Annotated in this window: 12 protein-coding genes and 2 tRNA genes; 10 read left to right on the top strand and 4 right to left on the bottom strand. The window is 61.7% G+C overall.

The window, feature by feature from the left end; all coding sequences use genetic code 11:
* Position 1: 1 nt before the first annotated feature.
* The 10 genes from CKW24_RS18345 to CKW24_RS18300 all read left to right on the top strand — a co-directional run bounded on the left by CKW24_RS18345 (position 2) and on the right by CKW24_RS18300 (position 13041).
* The gene (locus CKW24_RS18345) at positions 2-1438 is read left to right on the top strand and encodes an N-acetylmuramoyl-L-alanine amidase (protein ID WP_218274104.1); all 1437 of its coding nucleotides are present in this window, start codon (positions 2-4) and stop codon (positions 1436-1438) included.
* On the top strand, positions 1435-3357 hold the full coding sequence (gene mutL, locus CKW24_RS18340; protein ID WP_095169575.1) for a DNA mismatch repair endonuclease MutL: 1923 nt from the start codon (positions 1435-1437) through the stop codon (positions 3355-3357). The genes CKW24_RS18345 and mutL overlap by 4 nt, the downstream gene beginning before the upstream one ends.
* Complete coding sequence (gene miaA, locus CKW24_RS18335; protein WP_095169574.1) at positions 3357-4328, top strand: tRNA (adenosine(37)-N6)-dimethylallyltransferase MiaA; 972 nt, start codon at positions 3357-3359, stop codon at positions 4326-4328. Before mutL ends, miaA begins: the two co-directional genes overlap by 1 nt.
* 96 nt (positions 4329-4424) lie before the next feature.
* Positions 4425-4685, top strand: coding sequence for an RNA chaperone Hfq (gene hfq / locus CKW24_RS18330; RefSeq protein WP_010221594.1), 261 nt, complete (start codon positions 4425-4427; stop codon positions 4683-4685).
* Positions 4686-4697: 12 nt separating this feature from the next.
* Positions 4698-5999 (top strand): ribosome rescue GTPase HflX, encoded by a 1302-nt coding sequence (gene hflX, locus CKW24_RS18325; RefSeq protein WP_095169573.1) that lies wholly within the window; start codon positions 4698-4700, stop codon positions 5997-5999.
* A gap of 96 nt (positions 6000-6095) precedes the next feature.
* Positions 6096-7262, top strand: a complete 1167-nt coding sequence (hflK, locus tag CKW24_RS18320; RefSeq protein WP_095169572.1) for an FtsH protease activity modulator HflK — start codon at positions 6096-6098, stop codon at positions 7260-7262.
* The gene (gene hflC / locus CKW24_RS18315) at positions 7262-8131 is read left to right on the top strand and encodes a protease modulator HflC (RefSeq protein ID WP_095169571.1); all 870 of its coding nucleotides are present in this window, start codon (positions 7262-7264) and stop codon (positions 8129-8131) included. Before hflK ends, hflC begins: the two co-directional genes overlap by 1 nt.
* Before the next feature lie 306 nt (positions 8132-8437).
* A complete protein-coding gene (locus CKW24_RS18310) occupies positions 8438-9625 on the top strand; it encodes an ATP phosphoribosyltransferase regulatory subunit (RefSeq protein WP_095169570.1) in 1188 nt (395 codons plus the stop codon).
* Between the two features lie 54 nt (positions 9626-9679).
* Positions 9680-10969, top strand: coding sequence for an adenylosuccinate synthase (locus CKW24_RS18305; RefSeq protein WP_095169569.1), 1290 nt, complete (start codon positions 9680-9682; stop codon positions 10967-10969).
* 137 nt (positions 10970-11106) lie between these two features.
* Complete coding sequence (locus CKW24_RS18300; protein ID WP_095169568.1) at positions 11107-13041, top strand: methyl-accepting chemotaxis protein; 1935 nt, start codon at positions 11107-11109, stop codon at positions 13039-13041.
* A gap of 48 nt (positions 13042-13089) precedes the next feature.
* Here CKW24_RS18300 and CKW24_RS18295 read toward each other — a convergent pair whose 3' ends face one another.
* The 4 genes from CKW24_RS18295 to CKW24_RS18280 form a co-directional block, all read right to left on the bottom strand.
* Positions 13090-14655: an iron ABC transporter permease gene (locus tag CKW24_RS18295; protein ID WP_095169567.1), complete on the bottom strand. Its 1566-nt coding sequence runs from the start codon at positions 14653-14655 to the stop codon at positions 13090-13092.
* Positions 14655-15665 (bottom strand): extracellular solute-binding protein, encoded by a 1011-nt coding sequence (locus CKW24_RS18290; protein WP_095169566.1) that lies wholly within the window; start codon positions 15663-15665, stop codon positions 14655-14657. The genes CKW24_RS18295 and CKW24_RS18290 overlap by 1 nt, the downstream gene beginning before the upstream one ends.
* Before the next feature lie 276 nt (positions 15666-15941).
* Positions 15942-16028, bottom strand: a tRNA-Leu gene (locus tag CKW24_RS18285).
* Between the two features lie 165 nt (positions 16029-16193).
* Positions 16194-16280, bottom strand: a tRNA-Leu gene (locus CKW24_RS18280).
* Positions 16281-16308: the final 28 nt, after the last annotated feature.

Here is a 16308-nt window from a genome sequence, read left to right as displayed (position 1 = left end):
GATGGGGTTAGGTATGCGCTTTCGCGCGTTGGTTGCTGTCGTAGGAATGCTGCTTACGGCACTGGCCGTTGACGCTGTGGCCGCGACCAAGGTCAACAGTGTTCGCCTGTGGCGGGCACCGGACAACACGCGACTGGTGTTTGACCTGTCTGGCACTGTCCAGCACAGCGTCTTTACCCTGACGGCCCCGGATCGCCTGGTGATCGACATCAACGGTGCCGTGCTCGGCGCGCCGCTGAACGTCGCCACCGCAAATACCCCGATTACCTCCATGCGTTCGGCCCAGCGTACGCCGACCGACCTGCGGGTGGTCATCGACCTGAAAAAGGCCGTGACCCCGAAAAGCTTCGTGCTACCGCCCAATGCGCAGTACGGCAACCGCCTGGTGGTCGATCTGTTCGACAACCCGGCCGACGCGGCACCGCCACCGGTCCCGACGCCTAGCGTTGCGACCATTCCGGCGGTGCCGGTGACGCCGACGGCGCCGGCAATCAAGCTGCCACCCGCACCACCTGCGCCCCCCGGCAAGCGTGACATCATTGTGGTGATCGACGCCGGTCACGGCGGTGAAGACCCGGGCGCCTCGGGTTCGCGCGGCCAGCGTGAGAAAGACGTAGTACTGGCCATCGCCCGTGAACTGCAGCGTCAGGTCAACGGCATCAAGGGCTTTCGCGCTGAACTGACCCGCACCGGCGACTATTTCATTCCGTTGCGTGGGCGTACCGAAATCGCCCGCAAGAAAGGCGCCGACCTGTTTGTCTCGATCCACGCCGACGCCGCGCCGTCGAAAGCGGCCTTCGGCGCTTCGGTATTCGCCCTGTCCGACCGTGGTGCGACTTCCGAGACCGCGCGCTGGCTGGCTGACAGCGAAAACCGTTCCGACCTGATCGGCGGTGCTGGCAACGTCAGCCTCGACGACAAGGACCGGATGCTCGCCGGGGTCCTGCTCGACCTGTCGATGACCGCGTCGCTGACCTCCAGTCTCAACGTTGGCCAGAAGGTCTTGAGCAACATCGGCCGGGTCACGCCGTTGCACAAGCAACGGGTCGAACAGGCCGGGTTCATGGTGCTGAAATCCCCGGATATTCCGTCGATCCTGGTGGAAACCGGGTTTATCTCCAATGCCAACGAAGCCTCGAAACTGGCCGCCCCGAGCCACCAACAGGCACTTGCCCGCTCCATCAGCAGTGGCGTTCGGCAGTTCTTCCAGCAAAACCCGCCACCGGGCACCTACATTGCCTGGCTGCGCGATTCCGGGAAAATCGCCCAGGGCCCACGGGACCATACCGTGCGCCCGGGCGAGACCCTGGCGATGATCGCCGTGCGCTACCAGGTGTCTGCGGCCAGCTTGCGCAGCACCAACAACCTGCCATCCGATGAGCTGAAGATCGGCCAGCACCTGAACATTCCCGGCACCGAACTGGCGGCCAAGGAATGAACGACTCGGTGAACAGCGGCGCGCGCATCGAACTGCTCAGCCCGCGCCTGGCGAACCAGATTGCCGCTGGTGAAGTAGTCGAGCGCCCCGCCTCGGTAATCAAGGAGTTACTGGAGAACAGCCTCGACTCCGGCGCCCGGCGCATTGATGTCGATGTCGAACAGGGTGGGGTCAAGCTGCTGCGGGTTCGCGACGATGGTCGGGGGATCCCGGCCGATGACCTGCCCCTGGCTCTGGCCCGTCACGCCACCAGCAAGATCCGCAACCTGGAAGACCTCGAGCAGGTGATGAGCCTGGGGTTTCGCGGTGAGGCCCTGGCCTCCATCAGTTCCGTGGCGCGCCTGACCCTGACGTCACGCACCCGGGATGCCGATCAGGCTTGGCAGGTCGAGACCGAAGGCCGTGACATGGCGCCCCGGGTCCAACCGGCGGCCCACCCGGTGGGCACCTCGGTGGAAGTGCGCGACCTGTTTTTCAACACCCCGGCGCGGCGCAAGTTTCTCAAGACTGAAAAGACCGAATTCGATCACCTGCAAGAAGTGATCAAGCGCCTGGCACTGGCGCGCTTTGATGTGGCCTTCCACCTGCGGCACAACGGCAAGACCATCCTCAGCCTGCACGAGGCCCATGATGATGCGGCCCGTGCGCGGCGGGTGGCAGCCATCTGCGGCTCGGGTTTCCTGGAGCAGGCATTGCCGATCGAGATCGAGCGCAATGGCTTGCATCTGTGGGGCTGGGTCGGGTTGCCGACGTTCAACCGCAGCCAGGCGGACATGCAGTATTTCTTCGTCAACGGCCGTGCGGTGCGCGACAAGCTGGTGGCCCATGCGGTGCGCCAGGCGTATCGCGACGTGCTGTTCAACGGGCGCCATCCGACTTTCGCGCTGTTTTTCGAAGTCGACCCGGCGGCGGTCGACGTCAACGTGCACCCGACCAAACACGAAGTGCGCTTTCGCGATGGGCGCATGGTTCACGACTTCCTGTATGGCACTCTGCACCGCGCCCTCGGCGATGTGCGTCCGGAAGACCAGTTGGCCGCGCCAGCGCCGGTCGCCGGCATGGTTCGTCCCACCGGGATCGAGGCCGGGGAGTTCGGTCCACAAGGGGAAATGCGTCTGGCGGCCAATGCGCTGCTTGAGCAACCCCAGGGCCAGCCGACATTCAATGCCGGCGCTGCGCCGGGCTCGGGTGCCGGTGCCGGTTATCAGTACCAATACACGCCACGGCCCCAAGGTGCCGGCGTGCCGGTGGCTGAGGCCCAGGCGGCCTATCGCGAGTTTTTTGCACCCCTGCCCGAGGCGAATGCCGCGGCGTTGCCGGAGGGTCAGGACGACATTCCACCCTTGGGCTACGCCCTGGCGCAGCTCAAGGGTATCTACATTCTCGCGGAAAACGCCCAAGGCCTGGTCCTGGTGGACATGCACGCCGCCCACGAACGGATCATGTACGAGCGCCTGAAGGTGGCAATGGCCAGCGAAGGCCTGAGCGGCCAGCCGCTGCTGGTGCCCGAATCCCTGGCAGTCAGCCAGCGCGAAGCCGACTGTGCGGAAGAGCACGTCAGCTGGTTCCAGCGCCTGGGCTTCGAGCTGCAGCGCCTGGGCCCGGAAACCCTGGGTATCCGGCAGATCCCGGCGCTGCTCAAGCAGGCCGAGGCCAATCGCCTGGTGCAGGACGTTTTGGCGGACTTGATGGAGTACGGCACCAGCGACCGTATCCAGGCGCACCTCAACGAGTTGCTCGGGACCATGGCCTGCCACGGCGCGATCCGCGCCAACCGGCGCCTGGCCCTGCCGGAAATGAACGGTCTGCTGCGTGACATGGAAAACACCGAGCGCAGCGGTCAATGCAACCATGGCCGACCGACCTGGACCCAATTGGGCCTGGACGATCTGGACAAACTGTTCTTGCGCGGTCGTTGATGAGCCAGCTCCCTCCAGCGATTTTCCTGATGGGCCCGACCGCTGCGGGCAAGACCGATTTGGCCATCGAGCTGACCAAGGTGCTGCCCTGTGAGCTGATCAGCGTCGATTCGGCGCTGGTCTACCGGGGCATGGATATCGGCACGGCCAAGCCCTCAAAGGCCTTGCTGGCGGAGTTTCCCCACCGCCTGATCGATATTCTCGACCCGGCCGACGCCTATTCGGCCGCGGATTTCCGCCGCGATGCTCTCGAGGCCATGGCCGAGATCACCGCGCGCGGCAAGATCCCGCTGCTGGTGGGCGGCACCATGCTTTATTACAAGGCGTTGATCGACGGCCTGGCCGAGATGCCCGCTGCCGACCCGCAGATTCGTGCCGAGATCGAGGCAGAGGCGGCCCGCCTTGGCTGGCAGGCCCTGCACGATCAATTGGCGGTGATTGACCCGGTTTCCGCGGCCCGCATTCACCCCAACGATCCGCAGCGCCTGAGTCGGGCGCTGGAAGTCTATCGGGCCAGCGGCCAGAGCATGACCGAGCTGCGCGCACGACAATCTGCGCAAAGTACTGAAGCAGGCGCTTCGGGACGCCCACAATTGCCCTATACTGTCGCAAACTTGGCCATTGCCCCGGCAAATCGCCAGGTGCTGCATGAGCGAATTAAACAAAGATTCACACAAATGTTGGAACAGGGGTTCATTGACGAGGTCGTAGCCCTGCGTAAAAGAAGTGACCTGCATTCGGGGTTGCCGTCTATACGCGCTGTAGGCTACCGACAAGTCTGGGATTACCTGGATGGCAAGCTGACGTCAGCCGAGATGCAGGAGCGTGGAATCATTGCCACGCGCCAATTGGCGAAGCGCCAGTTCACCTGGCTGCGCAGTTGGGCTGATTTGCACTGGCTGGACAGCCTCGATTGCGACAATCTGCCACGCGCCTTGAAATACTTGGGATCGGTCTCCATATTGAGCTGAGTCCTTGCAATTGCCGTCTATCCTTGGGGGTGTGACGGCTGAAAGCTTTCTGCTTACCTATTTTTTTATTATTAAATCCTTAAAGGAGTGCGGCACATGTCAAAAGGGCATTCGCTACAAGACCCTTACTTGAATACTTTACGTAAAGAGAAAGTTGGGGTTTCCATCTACCTGGTCAACGGGATCAAACTGCAAGGCACGATCGAGTCGTTCGACCAGTTCGTCATCCTGCTGAAGAACACCGTCAGCCAGATGGTCTACAAGCACGCTATCTCTACAGTGGTACCGGTTCGTCCAATTCGTCTGCCTAGCGCAACCGAATCCGAACAGGGTGACGCTGAGCCAGGTAACGCCTGATAGGAGTCTCCTTTGTTCTTTGAGCGCCACGGTGGTGGTGAACGAGTGATCCTTGTTCACTTGGATGGACAGGACCCTGAGGCGCGCGAAGATCCGCAGGAGTTTCAGGAACTGGCTAATTCGGCGGGCGCCGAGACCGTTGCGTTTTTTAACGTGCCGCGTCATCGGCCAACCGCCAAATTCCTGATTGGCAGCGGCAAGGTCGAGGAGCTACGCGACCTGGTCCATGCCGAAAAGGCCGATCTGGTAATTTTCAATCACATCCTCACGCCCAGTCAGGAACGTAACCTCGAACGTGTTTTCGAGTGTCGCGTGATCGACCGTACCGGTCTGATTCTTGATATTTTCGCCCAGCGCGCCCGTACCCATGAAGGCAAGCTCCAGGTCGAACTGGCCCAGCTTGACCACATGAGCACCCGGCTGGTTCGTGGCTGGACTCACCTTGAGCGTCAGGGTGGCGGTATCGGCATGCGTGGCCCGGGTGAAACCCAGTTGGAAACCGACCGCCGCCTGCTGCGGGTTCGCCTGCGACAGATCAAGGGGCGGCTGGAAAAAGTGCGTAGCCAGCGCGAGCAATCGCGACGGGGTCGATCGCGTGCAGATATTCCTACCGTGTCTCTGGTGGGGTATACCAACGCCGGTAAATCCACGCTCTTCAACAACGTCACTAAATCCGACGTGTACGCGGCTGACCAGTTGTTTGCCACGCTGGACCCGACCTTGCGCCGTCTGGAACTGGACGACCTGGGGCCGATTGTCCTGGCGGACACTGTGGGTTTCATCCGCCACTTGCCGCACAAGCTGGTCGAGGCATTTCGGTCTACGCTCGAAGAGTCGAGCAACTCCGACTTGCTGTTGCACGTGATCGATGCGGCCGAACCGGATCGCATGTTGCAGATCGAGCAGGTGATGGTGGTGCTGGGCGAGATTGGGGCTCAGGACTTGCCGATCCTCGAGGTCTATAACAAACTCGATTTGCTTGAAGGCGTTGAGCCACAAATCCAGCGCGATGCCGATGGCAAACCGCAACGGGTCTGGCTCTCGGCGCGTGATGGCAGTGGCCTGGAATTACTTGAGCAAGCGATTGCCGAGTTGCTGGGCAGTGAGTTGTTTGTGGGTACATTGCGTTTGCCGCAACGATTCGCTCGACTGCGTGCACAGTTCTTCGAGCTGGGCGCAGTACAGAAAGAAGAATACGACGAAGAAGGCATCAGTTTGCTGGACGTTCGTTTGCCACGGGTCGAACTCAATCGACTGGTGAGCCGCGAGGGGATGCAGCCGCTGGAATTCATCGAGCAACACACTTTGCAATAAAAGCCTGAAAAAGCGGTTGTGCCGCTATGACGGGCATTCTGTAGCATTGGTCGGCGCGCCGTGGGTGCGTCTTTGCTTTATCAGATGGAGAGCGCTATGGCTTGGAATGAGCCGGGTGGCAACTCGAATAATCAGGATCCTTGGGGTGGTAAGCGCCGCAATAATGGCGACCGCAAGGGGCCACCAGATCTCGACGAGGCCTTCCGAAAGCTGCAGGAAAGCCTGAATGGGTTGTTCGGTGGTGGTAAGAAACGTGGTGACGATGGCGGTAGTTCGAGCAAGGGCGGCGGTTATGGCCTGCTCGGCATCGGCCTCGTCGTGCTGGCGGCCGTGTGGCTGTACAGCGCGGTTTATGTGGTCGACGAGCAGGAGCAAGCCGTAGTGCTGCGCTTCGGCAAGTACTACGAGACCGTTGGCCCGGGCCTGAACATCTACCTCCCGCCGATCGACAAGAAGTACATGGAAAACGTCACGCGTGAGCGTGCCTATACCAAGCAGGGTCAAATGCTGACTGAAGACGAGAACATCGTCGAAGTGCCGCTGACCGTGCAGTACAAGATCAGCAACCTGCAGGACTTCGTGCTGAACGTCGATCAGCCGGAAATCAGCCTCCAGCACGCAACCGACAGTGCCCTGCGCCACGTGGTGGGTTCTACCGCCATGGACCAGGTGCTGACTGAAGGTCGTGAATTGATGGCCAGCGAAATCAAGGAGCGTCTGCAACGCTTCCTCGATACCTATCGCACCGGTATCACCGTGACCCAGGTCAACGTACAGAACGCAGCGGCACCGCGTGAAGTGCAGGAAGCCTTCGATGACGTGATCCGTGCCCGTGAAGACGAGCAGCGTTCGCGCAACCAGGCTGAAACCTATGCCAACGGCGTCGTGCCGGAAGCGCGTGGTCAGGCCCAACGCATCATCGAGGACGCCAACGGTTACCGTGACGAAACAGTCTCGCGCGCCAAGGGTGAGGCCGACCGCTTCACCAAGCTGGTGGCCGAGTACCGCAAGGCCCCGGAAGTCACTCGTGAGCGTCTGTACCTGGACACCATGCAGGAAGTCTTCAGCAACACCAGCAAGGTTCTCGTGACCGGCAACAAGAATGGCCAGAGCAATCTGCTGTACTTGCCGCTGGACAAGATGATCGACAGTGGCCGTCCTGCCAGCGCTCCGGCGACCGGTGCCGCGGCCAGCAGCAATGAAGCGAATGCGCGTGCGGCAGCAGATCTGCAGCAACAGGCACGTACCAGGGAGAGTCGCTGATGAGCAATAAATCGCTGATCGCCCTTATTGTCGGCGTTGTCGTGGCGATCGCTGCCTGGAACTGCTTCTACATCGTGGCTCAGACCGAGCGTGCGGTGTTGCTGCAGTTCGGCCGCGTGGTCCAGGCTGATGTCCAGCCAGGCCTGCATGTGAAAGTGCCCTACGTTAACCAGGTGCGTAAATTTGACGCACGCCTGATGACCCTGGATGCACCGACACAGCGTTTCCTGACGCTGGAAAAGAAAGCCGTGATGGTCGATGCGTACGCCAAGTGGCGAGTCAAGGATGCCGAGCGCTTCTACACCGCGACATCCGGCCTCAAGCAGATTGCCGACGAGCGTTTGTCCCGCCGTCTGGAATCGGGCCTGCGTGACCAGTTTGGTAAGCGCACCCTGCACGAGGTGGTGTCTGGTGAGCGTGATGCGCTGATGGCGGATATCACGGCTTCGTTGAACAAGATGGCGGAACAAGAGCTGGGCATCGAAGTTGTCGATGTTCGGGTCAAGACCATCGACCTGCCGAAGGAAGTGAACCGCAGCGTGTTCGAGCGTATGAGCACCGAGCGTGAGCGTGAAGCCCGTGAGCACCGTGCCAAGGGTAACGAGCTGGCAGAAGGCATCCGTGCCGACGCCGATCGTCAGCGCCGCGTACTGTTGGCTGAAGCCTATCGTGAATCCGAAGAGGTTCGCGGTGACGGTGATGCCCAGGCCGCTTCGATCTACTCCAAGGCCTACGGCCAGGACCAGGAGTTCTACGCGTTCTACCGTAGCCTGCGCGCCTACCGTGAAAGCTTCGCGAACAAATCCGACGTCATGGTCCTGGATCCAAGCAGCGACTTCTTCCGTTACCTGGAAAAAGCCAAGCCTTGATCCGACACTGATCCAAAAGGAACCCCGCCGGGCGGCTAAAGCCTCTCGCGGGGTGATCCTTTGGGAAAACGTGTGTATGATGCGGCAGCCGGGAAATTCCCGGCTTTTTTGCGTCTGCACGTTTGATTGCGTGCAGTCGGGTTGAACAACTCGACAGGTTTTTCGAGGAAAGTGTTTGGCGAGGCCGGATTCAGGCCGATCGCCACGTCGTCCATGCGCGTGAAATTCTGTGCATGGGCCAGACATTTTCTGCTTCACTCAAGGCCGGCCGAGGGTTGGCCGCCCGGATCAAAGGGGAATGGCGTAATGGCAACGGTAGACCGCTGGCTGCTGCCAGATGGCATCGAAGAAGTACTGCCACCAGAGGCGGCGCGCATTGAAGTGGCGCGCCGTCAGGTGTTGGATCTGTTCCAGAGCTGGGGTTACGAGTTTGTCGTGACTCCCCATATCGAGTACCTGGAATCCCTGCTGACCGGTGCGGGCCAGGACCTGGATCTGCGCACCTTCAAGGTCATCGACCCGCAGTCGGGCCGGCAGATGGGTTTTCGTGCCGACATCACGCCGCAAGTGGCGCGCATCGATGCGCACACCCTGCGCCGCGAAGGCCCGAGCCGCCTGTGCTACGCCGGCAGTGTGCTGCATGCGCAGCCCCGTGCCTTGTCGACTTCGCGCAGCCCGATCCAGCTGGGCGCCGAGTTGTACGGCGACGCCAGCCCGAGTAGCGACGTCGAAGTCATCAGCCTGATGCTGGCCATGCTGCAACTGGCCGATGTGCCGGATGTGCACATGGACCTGGGCCACGTCGGTATCTACCGCGGCCTGGCCCGTGCGGCCGGTTTGTCCGGTGAGGTCGAGCAACAGCTGTTCGACGCCCTGCAACGCAAGGCCATCGACGAGGTCATTACCTTGACCGAAGGCCTGCCTGCCGACCTGGCGGGCATGCTGCGGGCGCTGGTCGACCTGTGTGGCGGCCGTGAAGTGCTGGCTGCTGCCCGTGAGCGCCTGGCCCAAGCGCCGGCGCCGGTGCTGGCAGCGCTGGACGACTTGCTGGCGATTGCCGAGCGGCTGTCCGTGCGTTTCCCGCAGTTGCCGCTGTACTTCGACCTGGGTGAGCTGCGTGGCTACCACTACCACACCGGTGTGGTGTTCGCGGTATTCGTGCCGGGTGTTGGCCAGTCCATTGCCCAGGGCGGTCGTTACGACGACATCGGCGCCGACTTCGGTCGCGCTCGTCCGGCCACCGGCTTCTCCACCGATTTGAAAACCCTGGTGACCCTGGGGCGTGCTGAGATCGAGCTACCGTCTGGCGGTATCTGGATGCCTGACAGTACGGATGCGGCACTCTGGCAGCAGGTTTGCCAGTTGCGCAGTGAGGGTCAGCGTGTCGTCCAGGCATTGCCTGGGCAACCATTGGCCGCCGCCCGTGACGCGGACTGCGACCGGCAATTGATTCAGCAGAACGGGCTTTGGCAAGTATTGCCGCTGGCTTCTTGAGTTTTCCTGCCGGCCGCTGCCGGCACCAAGTTTGCGCGAATGAGGACAAGTGTTATGGGTAAGAATGTCGTAGTCCTGGGCACCCAATGGGGTGATGAGGGCAAAGGCAAGATCGTTGATCTGCTGACCGAACATGCTGCCGCCGTAGTGCGCTACCAAGGTGGCCACAACGCTGGCCACACGCTGGTGATCGATGGCGAAAAAACTGTCTTGCACCTGATCCCTTCGGGCGTACTGCGCGAAGGCGTGCAGTGCCTGATCGGCAACGGCGTGGTGGTTGCACCAGACGCCCTGCTGCGCGAGATCACCAAGCTGGAAGAGAAAGGCGTACCGGTGCGCGAGCGCCTGCGTGTCAGCCCTTCCTGCCCGCTGATCCTGTCGTATCACGTAGCGCTGGACCAGGCTCGTGAAAAGGCCCGTGGCGAGCTGAAGATCGGTACTACCGGTCGCGGTATCGGCCCGGCCTACGAAGACAAGGTTGCGCGTCGTGGCCTGCGTGTGGGCGACCTGCTCAACATGCCGCGCTTTGCCGACAAACTGCGTGAACTGGTGGATTACCACAACTTCATGCTGGTGGGTTACTACAAAGAGCCAGCCATCGACTTCGAAAAGACCCTGGCCGAGTGCAAGGAATACGCTGAGCTGCTCACCCCGCTGATGCTGGATGTGACTGCCGAGCTGCACGACCTGCGTCGCGCTGGCAAAGACATCATGTTCGAAGGCGCCCAGGGTTCGTTGCTGGACATCGACCACGGCACCTACCCGTACGTGACCAGCTCCAACACCACCGCTGGCGGCGTTGCTACCGGTTCGGGTGTTGGCCCGATGTTCCTGGACTACATCCTGGGCATCACCAAGGCCTACACCACGCGCGTGGGTTCGGGTCCATTCCCGACTGAGCTGTTCGACGAAGTCGGTGCGCACCTGGCCAAGCAAGGTCACGAGTTCGGCGCGACTACCGGTCGTGCTCGTCGTTGTGGCTGGTTCGACGCCGTTATCCTGCGTCGCGCTATCGATGTGAACAGCATCTCGGGTATCTGCCTGACCAAGCTGGACGTACTCGACGGTCTGGAGACCATCAATATCTGCGTCGGCTACAAAGATGCAGAAGGCAACGACATTGCTCCGACCGACGCCGACAGCTACCTGGGCCTGCAGCCTGTGTACGAAGAAGTGCCAGGTTGGACCGAATCGACCGTGGGTGCCAAAACCCTGGAAGAGCTGCCAGCCAATGCCCGTGCTTACATCAAGCGCGTTGAACAGCTGATCGGCGCGCCGATCGACATTATTTCGACCGGTCCGGACCGCAACGAAACTATCGTTCTGCGTCACCCGTTCGCTTAATAAGCTGTTGATGTAAAACATAAAGGGCCCTGATGGGGCCCTTTGTCGTTTGTGCCTGCCGTGCGGCATGACCTTTGCTGTGAATATCCCTTCGAGCGTGCTATCAGTTTAATAGCATCCAAGTAGAGGGATTTTCTGTGTCGGCCGTTCTCTCACTGTTACAAAGCCGTTTGTTGCGGCCCGTATTCGTTACCCTTGGTATCGCCCTTTTGGTGCAGGTGCTGGTGGCGGTTGCCCTGACGCGGAGCACCGTGACCGCCCTGGAGGCGGATCTGGGCGCGCGTCTGGGCGCCGATAGCCAGAAGCTTTCGGGTGAACTGGAGCAGGCCGGACGCGAGGTCACTTCCAGTCTGGATAACCTCTCCACCAGTACCCGTCAGCGCCTGACGGCCGGTTTGTCTTCGCGACTCGAGGATGAGCAGGCACAACTGCGCGCCACCCTGGAAAAAGACCTCAAGGACTCGGCCAATGACATGGCCCAGCTCCTGGCATCGGTCGCACCGCGCGCCATGTGGGACAGCGATGTTCCGACCCTGTCCGAGTTCGCCCGGCGCGCCCAGCGCAATCCCAATGTGCTGTTTGTGGTGTACGACGATGCCACCGGCCAGCACCTGACCCGCTACCTGAACCGGGAAAACCCGATCAACAAGGCCCTTTTGGAGAAAGGCCAGGGCGAACGCGCCTTGGATAAAGTGCTGGATGCGGCGAAAAACGATCCGTCGGTGTTCTACGTCGAGGCATCGATCAACCCTAATGGCGTGGAAATCGGCAAGGTACTCATGGGGGTTTCCACGGCCTCGGTCGAGGCGGACCTGGCTGCACTCGACAAGCGCTTCTCGGCGCTGATCGCCAGCAGCGATCAGCTGGTCGGTGACAGCCTCAAGGGCGCCGCGGCTGACAGCGCTACAGCCATGCGCGCGCGCCTGCAGTCGGCGCAGGCCACTGCCAGCGAGATGCAGGCCAATACCACCGCTACCGTACAGGAAGCCGCGGCGACTCTGCGCTGGCGGATCGGCATGGCGTTGGCCCTGGTCGGCTGCGGTGTGTTGCTGCTGCTCGCGGTGGTGCTCGGGCGGCGAGTCGTCAATCGCCTGAAGTTACTGATTGCCGCGATGGATGACCTGGCGGCGGGCGAGGGCGACCTGACCAAGCGCGTGCAGATCAACAGCCAGGACGAAATCGGCGACATGGCGTCGGCGGTCAATCGGTTTGTGGATAAGTTGCAGCCGATCGTTCGCGAGGCCGGTGATGTGGCCCAGCGCACAGGTGTGGAAATCGGCGCCATGAGCCAACGTAACGCCGGGGCCGATGCCGCGGCGAAATCCCAGCGCGATGAAGTGGCAGAGAGCCTGCGGGCGCTGTCACAGATGGCGGACGAGGCGCAGGCTGAAAGTCATGCCATGCAGGCGGCCTTGCAGCAGGTGGTGGATATTCGCCAGGCGACCGATGAAAACACCCGTACCTCGGCTCAGGTCGGCAGCTTGATCGAAGCGCTGGCCGGGCAGGTGGATACGGGCGCCAAGGTGATCGAGCGGCTGGCCCAGCAAAGCGAGCAGATCGAGGTGGTCCTGGAGGTGATCCACGGCATTGCCGAGCAGACCAATCTGCTGGCCCTTAATGCCGCCATCGAAGCGGCGCGGGCCGGTGAGACCGGGCGCGGTTTCGCGGTTGTGGCGGACGAAGTGCGGGCGCTGGCGAGCAAGACACAAAGCTCCACCGGCGACATCCAGGCGCACATCGGTGCCCTGCAGCAGGGCGCGCGTGAAGCGGTTGCGGCGATCGGCCAGGCAGGGCGCCAGGCCAACGAAGGGTTGCTGGTGTTGCGCGACAATGCGCGGCTGCAGCAGTCGGTGCAGGCCTCCGTCGAACAAGTGCATGCGGCCATCGGCCTGGCGACCCAGGCGGCGGCGCACCAGGCCAAGGGCGCGCAAGCGGTGCGTGGGCGGGTCCAGACCATCCATGCCCAGGCCGAGAAGGCGGCCCAGGCGGTGGTTGAAACCACGGCCAGCGGCAAAGTGCTGGATGGTTTGGCGGCGCAGTTGAAGGCCAGCCTGGGGCAGTTCCGGGCTTGATGCGGGGTATCGGCTGTCGCTATCGCGAGCAGGCTCGCGATGGCGATCTCAGCGGCTCAGATACATCCGCGTCGTAAGCAAATAGACCGGCAGCCCCGACACCAGAATCAGCAGCGCCGCATAGGGTGCTGCTGCCGCAAACTCGACATTCGCAGTGTGAGCCCAGACCTCGGTGGCCAGGGTGTTGAGCCCGGTCGGGCTGAGCAGCAGGGTCGCCGTCAGCTCTTTCATCGCATCGAGGAACACCAGGGCAAAGGCTGCGCCCAGCGCCGGAAAGATGATCGGCAGCGTCACTCGCACAAAGGCGCTGAACGAGGACGCGCCGAGGGTGCGGGCGGCTTCTTCGAGTTGCGGAGCGGCCTTGTTCAGGGCCGTGCGAATCGGTGCCTGGGCCAGCGGCAGGAATAGCAAGGCGTAGGCGATCAGCAGCAACCCCGAGGTCTGGTACAGCGCCGGCACATAGTGCAAGGCGAAGTAGACCAGCGTCAGGGCGATCACCAGGCCAGGCAGCGCGTGCAGTAAATACGGCAGGCGTTCAGCCCAGAGCGCCAGGCGGCCCTTGTAGCGCACCACCAGCAAGCCCACGGGCACCGCCAGCACCAGGCACAGCGCTGCGCCGCCCAGGGACAAGGCCAGCGATGACAGCAGCGCTTCGCCGATTGCCGCCATCGGGAAAGCTGCCGATGAGCCTACCGCGAGCCAGTACCCGAGCATGCCCAGGGGAATCCCGCTGCCGACAATCGCCAGCAACAGGCAGTAAAGCTGGCCTAGCGGTGCCAGGGCGCCCAGGCGAACCTGCTCGGCATGCCGCGCGGCACCCTGGCCAATCCGCACATGGCGGCCCTTGCCGCGCACCCGCAGCTCCAGCCACAACAGCACCAGGCACAGCGCCAGCAGGACGGCGGAGAGCATTGCCGCATTGGCGTTGCTGAACTCCAGTTCAAACTGTTGATAGATCGCCGTGGTGAAAGTTTGCAGGCCGATGATCGACAGGGCGCCGAATTCCACCAGCATGTGCAGGGCAATCAGCAGCGAGCCAGCCAGCAGCGAGGGCCAGAGCAGAGGCAGGGTGATCTTGAAGAACACGCCCCAGCGGTTCAGGCCCAGGGTGCGGGCCGACTCCTCCAGGGCGGGGTCGAGATTGCGCAGGGTCGCCGCCACCGGGAGGAAAATCAGCGGGTACTTGGACAGGCTCATCACCAGGATCGCCCCGCCCAGGCCTTCGAAGCTGGAGCTCAGGGAGACCCAGGTAAAACTGCTGACGAAGGCCGGGACGGCAAACGGCAAGCACAGAATCACCCCCCATACGCGCCGCCCCCGCAGGTTGCTGCGCTCCAGCAGCCAGGCCAGCGACAGGCCGACCAAGGCGCAGGCCAGCGTGACGCCGATCATCAGCAGCAGGGTGTTGCGCAGCAGGCCGAACACATAGGGTCGCCATAGCAGATGCACCGCCTGCGCCCAGCCGGCCTGCCAGGCTTTGAGGCCGACATACAGCAGTGGCAGCAGGCTCAGGCAGACCAGTAGCAGCACCGGTAGCAGCAACCAGATCGAAGGCCGCTTGCGCCGCGGTACATAGGCTGCGCGCGAGGCGGAGGCGGGCAGGGAGGCGCTCATCAGTTCAAGCCAACTTCACGTTCCAGTTCCAGGGCTTCCTCGGCATTGCCCAGGTCGGCCGGGGTGACTTTCGGCGCTTGCAGTTCGTTGAACGGCTTGAGTCCGCGATCCGACTCCATGCCTTTATGCAGCGGATACTCGGCGGTGGTCTGGGTAATCACACGCTGGCCCTCTTCGCTGGCCATATAGGCGAGTAGTTGCTGGGCTTCTTGCGGGTGCTTGCTGGACTTGAGCACGGCGGCGCTGGAAACGGTGATCAGGCCGCCGACGTCGCCGTCGCTGAAGTAATACAGCTTCGAGTCGAGCTGGCCTTTTTCCCGTTGCAGGGCGAACCAGTAGTAGTTGTTCACCAGCACCGTGGCTACTTCACCGTTTTCCACGGCCTTGAGGGCGACCATGTTGTTGCTGTAGGTCTTGCCGAACGCCCGCAGGCCGGTCAGCCATTCTTCGGCCGCATCCATGCCGTGCACTTTGATGATCGCCACGGCCTGTTCCTGGAACGCGCCACTGGTGGGTACGAACCCGACCTTGCCTTGCCATTTCGGATCGGAGAACTCCATCACCGATTTTGGCAGGTCTTTTTCGTCGATCAGTTTCGGGTTGTAGGCCACCACGCGGACCCGGGCGGTGACGCCGATCCAGGTGCCATTGCTGGCCACGTAATCCTTGGGCAGCACTGCCAGAGTGGCATCGTCGGTCTTGGCCAGCAGGCCTTGTTCGCCCAGCTTGTTCAGTGGCGGCGACTCTTCGGTGTAGATCACGTCGGCGGGTGAGCGCTCGCCTTCCTCCACGACCTGGCTGGCAAGCTGGTTGCTGCTGCCTTTGCGTACGTTGACGTGAATCCCAGTCTTGGCTTCGAAGGCTTTGGCGACGGCATCGCCGACTTCCTTGTGCTGGCCGTTATAAAGCGTCAGGGAAACCGGATCGGCCGCCTGGGTGAGTGGGCAGGCCAGGGCCAGCCCTAGCAGCGTGAAGGTCAGGCCGCGGCGCAGGGTATTTCGAAACATCATTCGCAGGGTTCCTCACTGTCGCATTGCAAAAACTTGAAACAATGATAAACGATATTATTTCTCAAGTGCGGACGCTGATTCCTGTAGGAGCGAGCTTGCTCGCGATGGGCGTGAACGATGGCGCGTTCTGTCTGAGAACAAGTGCTGGTCTCGAGTGCATCGCGAGCAAGCTCGCTCCTACAGAAGAGGGTGGGGTGTTTTTCGGAGGCCGGAAACGCAAAAACCCGCTTTCGCGGGTTTTTGTGAGATTCAAGATCATCGACCTTGAATTTGAATTGGTGCCCAGAAGAAGACTCGAACTTCCACGACCTTGCGGTCACCAGCACCTGAAGCTGGCGTGTCTACCAATTTCACCATCTGGGCAGTATCGACAACGTTGCCGCTGTTGATGTGGCGCACTATACGGAGCGCTATTTGATCTGTAAACCCCTGATTTAATAAAATTAAATCAAACCGCTAAAATGCAAAAACCCGCTTTCGCGGGTTTTTGTGTGAGCCTTGAAATTGAACTAATCTCAAGCTCGTAATTGGTGCCCAGAAGAAGACTCGAACTTCCACGACCTTGCGGTCACCAGCACCTGAAGCTGGCGTGTCTACCAATTTCACCATCTGGGCAGTATCGGCAACGCTGTACGTCGTCGAT

The sequence above is a fragment of the Pseudomonas sp. Irchel 3H3 genome (assembly GCF_900187635.1).
Taxonomy (GTDB): Bacteria; Pseudomonadota; Gammaproteobacteria; order Pseudomonadales; family Pseudomonadaceae; genus Aquipseudomonas.
This window is presented reverse-complemented; position numbering and strand designations above follow the sequence as displayed.

Coding starts and splice junctions, on each gene's coding strand:
- CKW24_RS18345 (WP_218274104.1), top strand. CDS start 2: ATGGGGTTAGGTATGCGCTTTCGCGCGTTGGTTGCTGTCGTAGGAATG.
- mutL (WP_095169575.1), top strand. CDS start 1,435: ATGAACGACTCGGTGAACAGCGGCGCGCGCATCGAACTGCTCAGCCCG.
- miaA (WP_095169574.1), top strand. CDS start 3,357: ATGAGCCAGCTCCCTCCAGCGATTTTCCTGATGGGCCCGACCGCTGCG.
- hfq (WP_010221594.1), top strand. CDS start 4,425: ATGTCAAAAGGGCATTCGCTACAAGACCCTTACTTGAATACTTTACGT.
- hflK (WP_095169572.1), top strand. CDS start 6,096: ATGGCTTGGAATGAGCCGGGTGGCAACTCGAATAATCAGGATCCTTGG.
- hflC (WP_095169571.1), top strand. CDS start 7,262: ATGAGCAATAAATCGCTGATCGCCCTTATTGTCGGCGTTGTCGTGGCG.
- CKW24_RS18310 (WP_095169570.1), top strand. CDS start 8,438: ATGGCAACGGTAGACCGCTGGCTGCTGCCAGATGGCATCGAAGAAGTA.
- CKW24_RS18305 (WP_095169569.1), top strand. CDS start 9,680: ATGGGTAAGAATGTCGTAGTCCTGGGCACCCAATGGGGTGATGAGGGC.
- CKW24_RS18295 (WP_095169567.1), bottom strand. CDS start 14,655: ATGAGCGCCTCCCTGCCCGCCTCCGCCTCGCGCGCAGCCTATGTACCG.
- CKW24_RS18290 (WP_095169566.1), bottom strand. CDS start 15,665: ATGATGTTTCGAAATACCCTGCGCCGCGGCCTGACCTTCACGCTGCTA.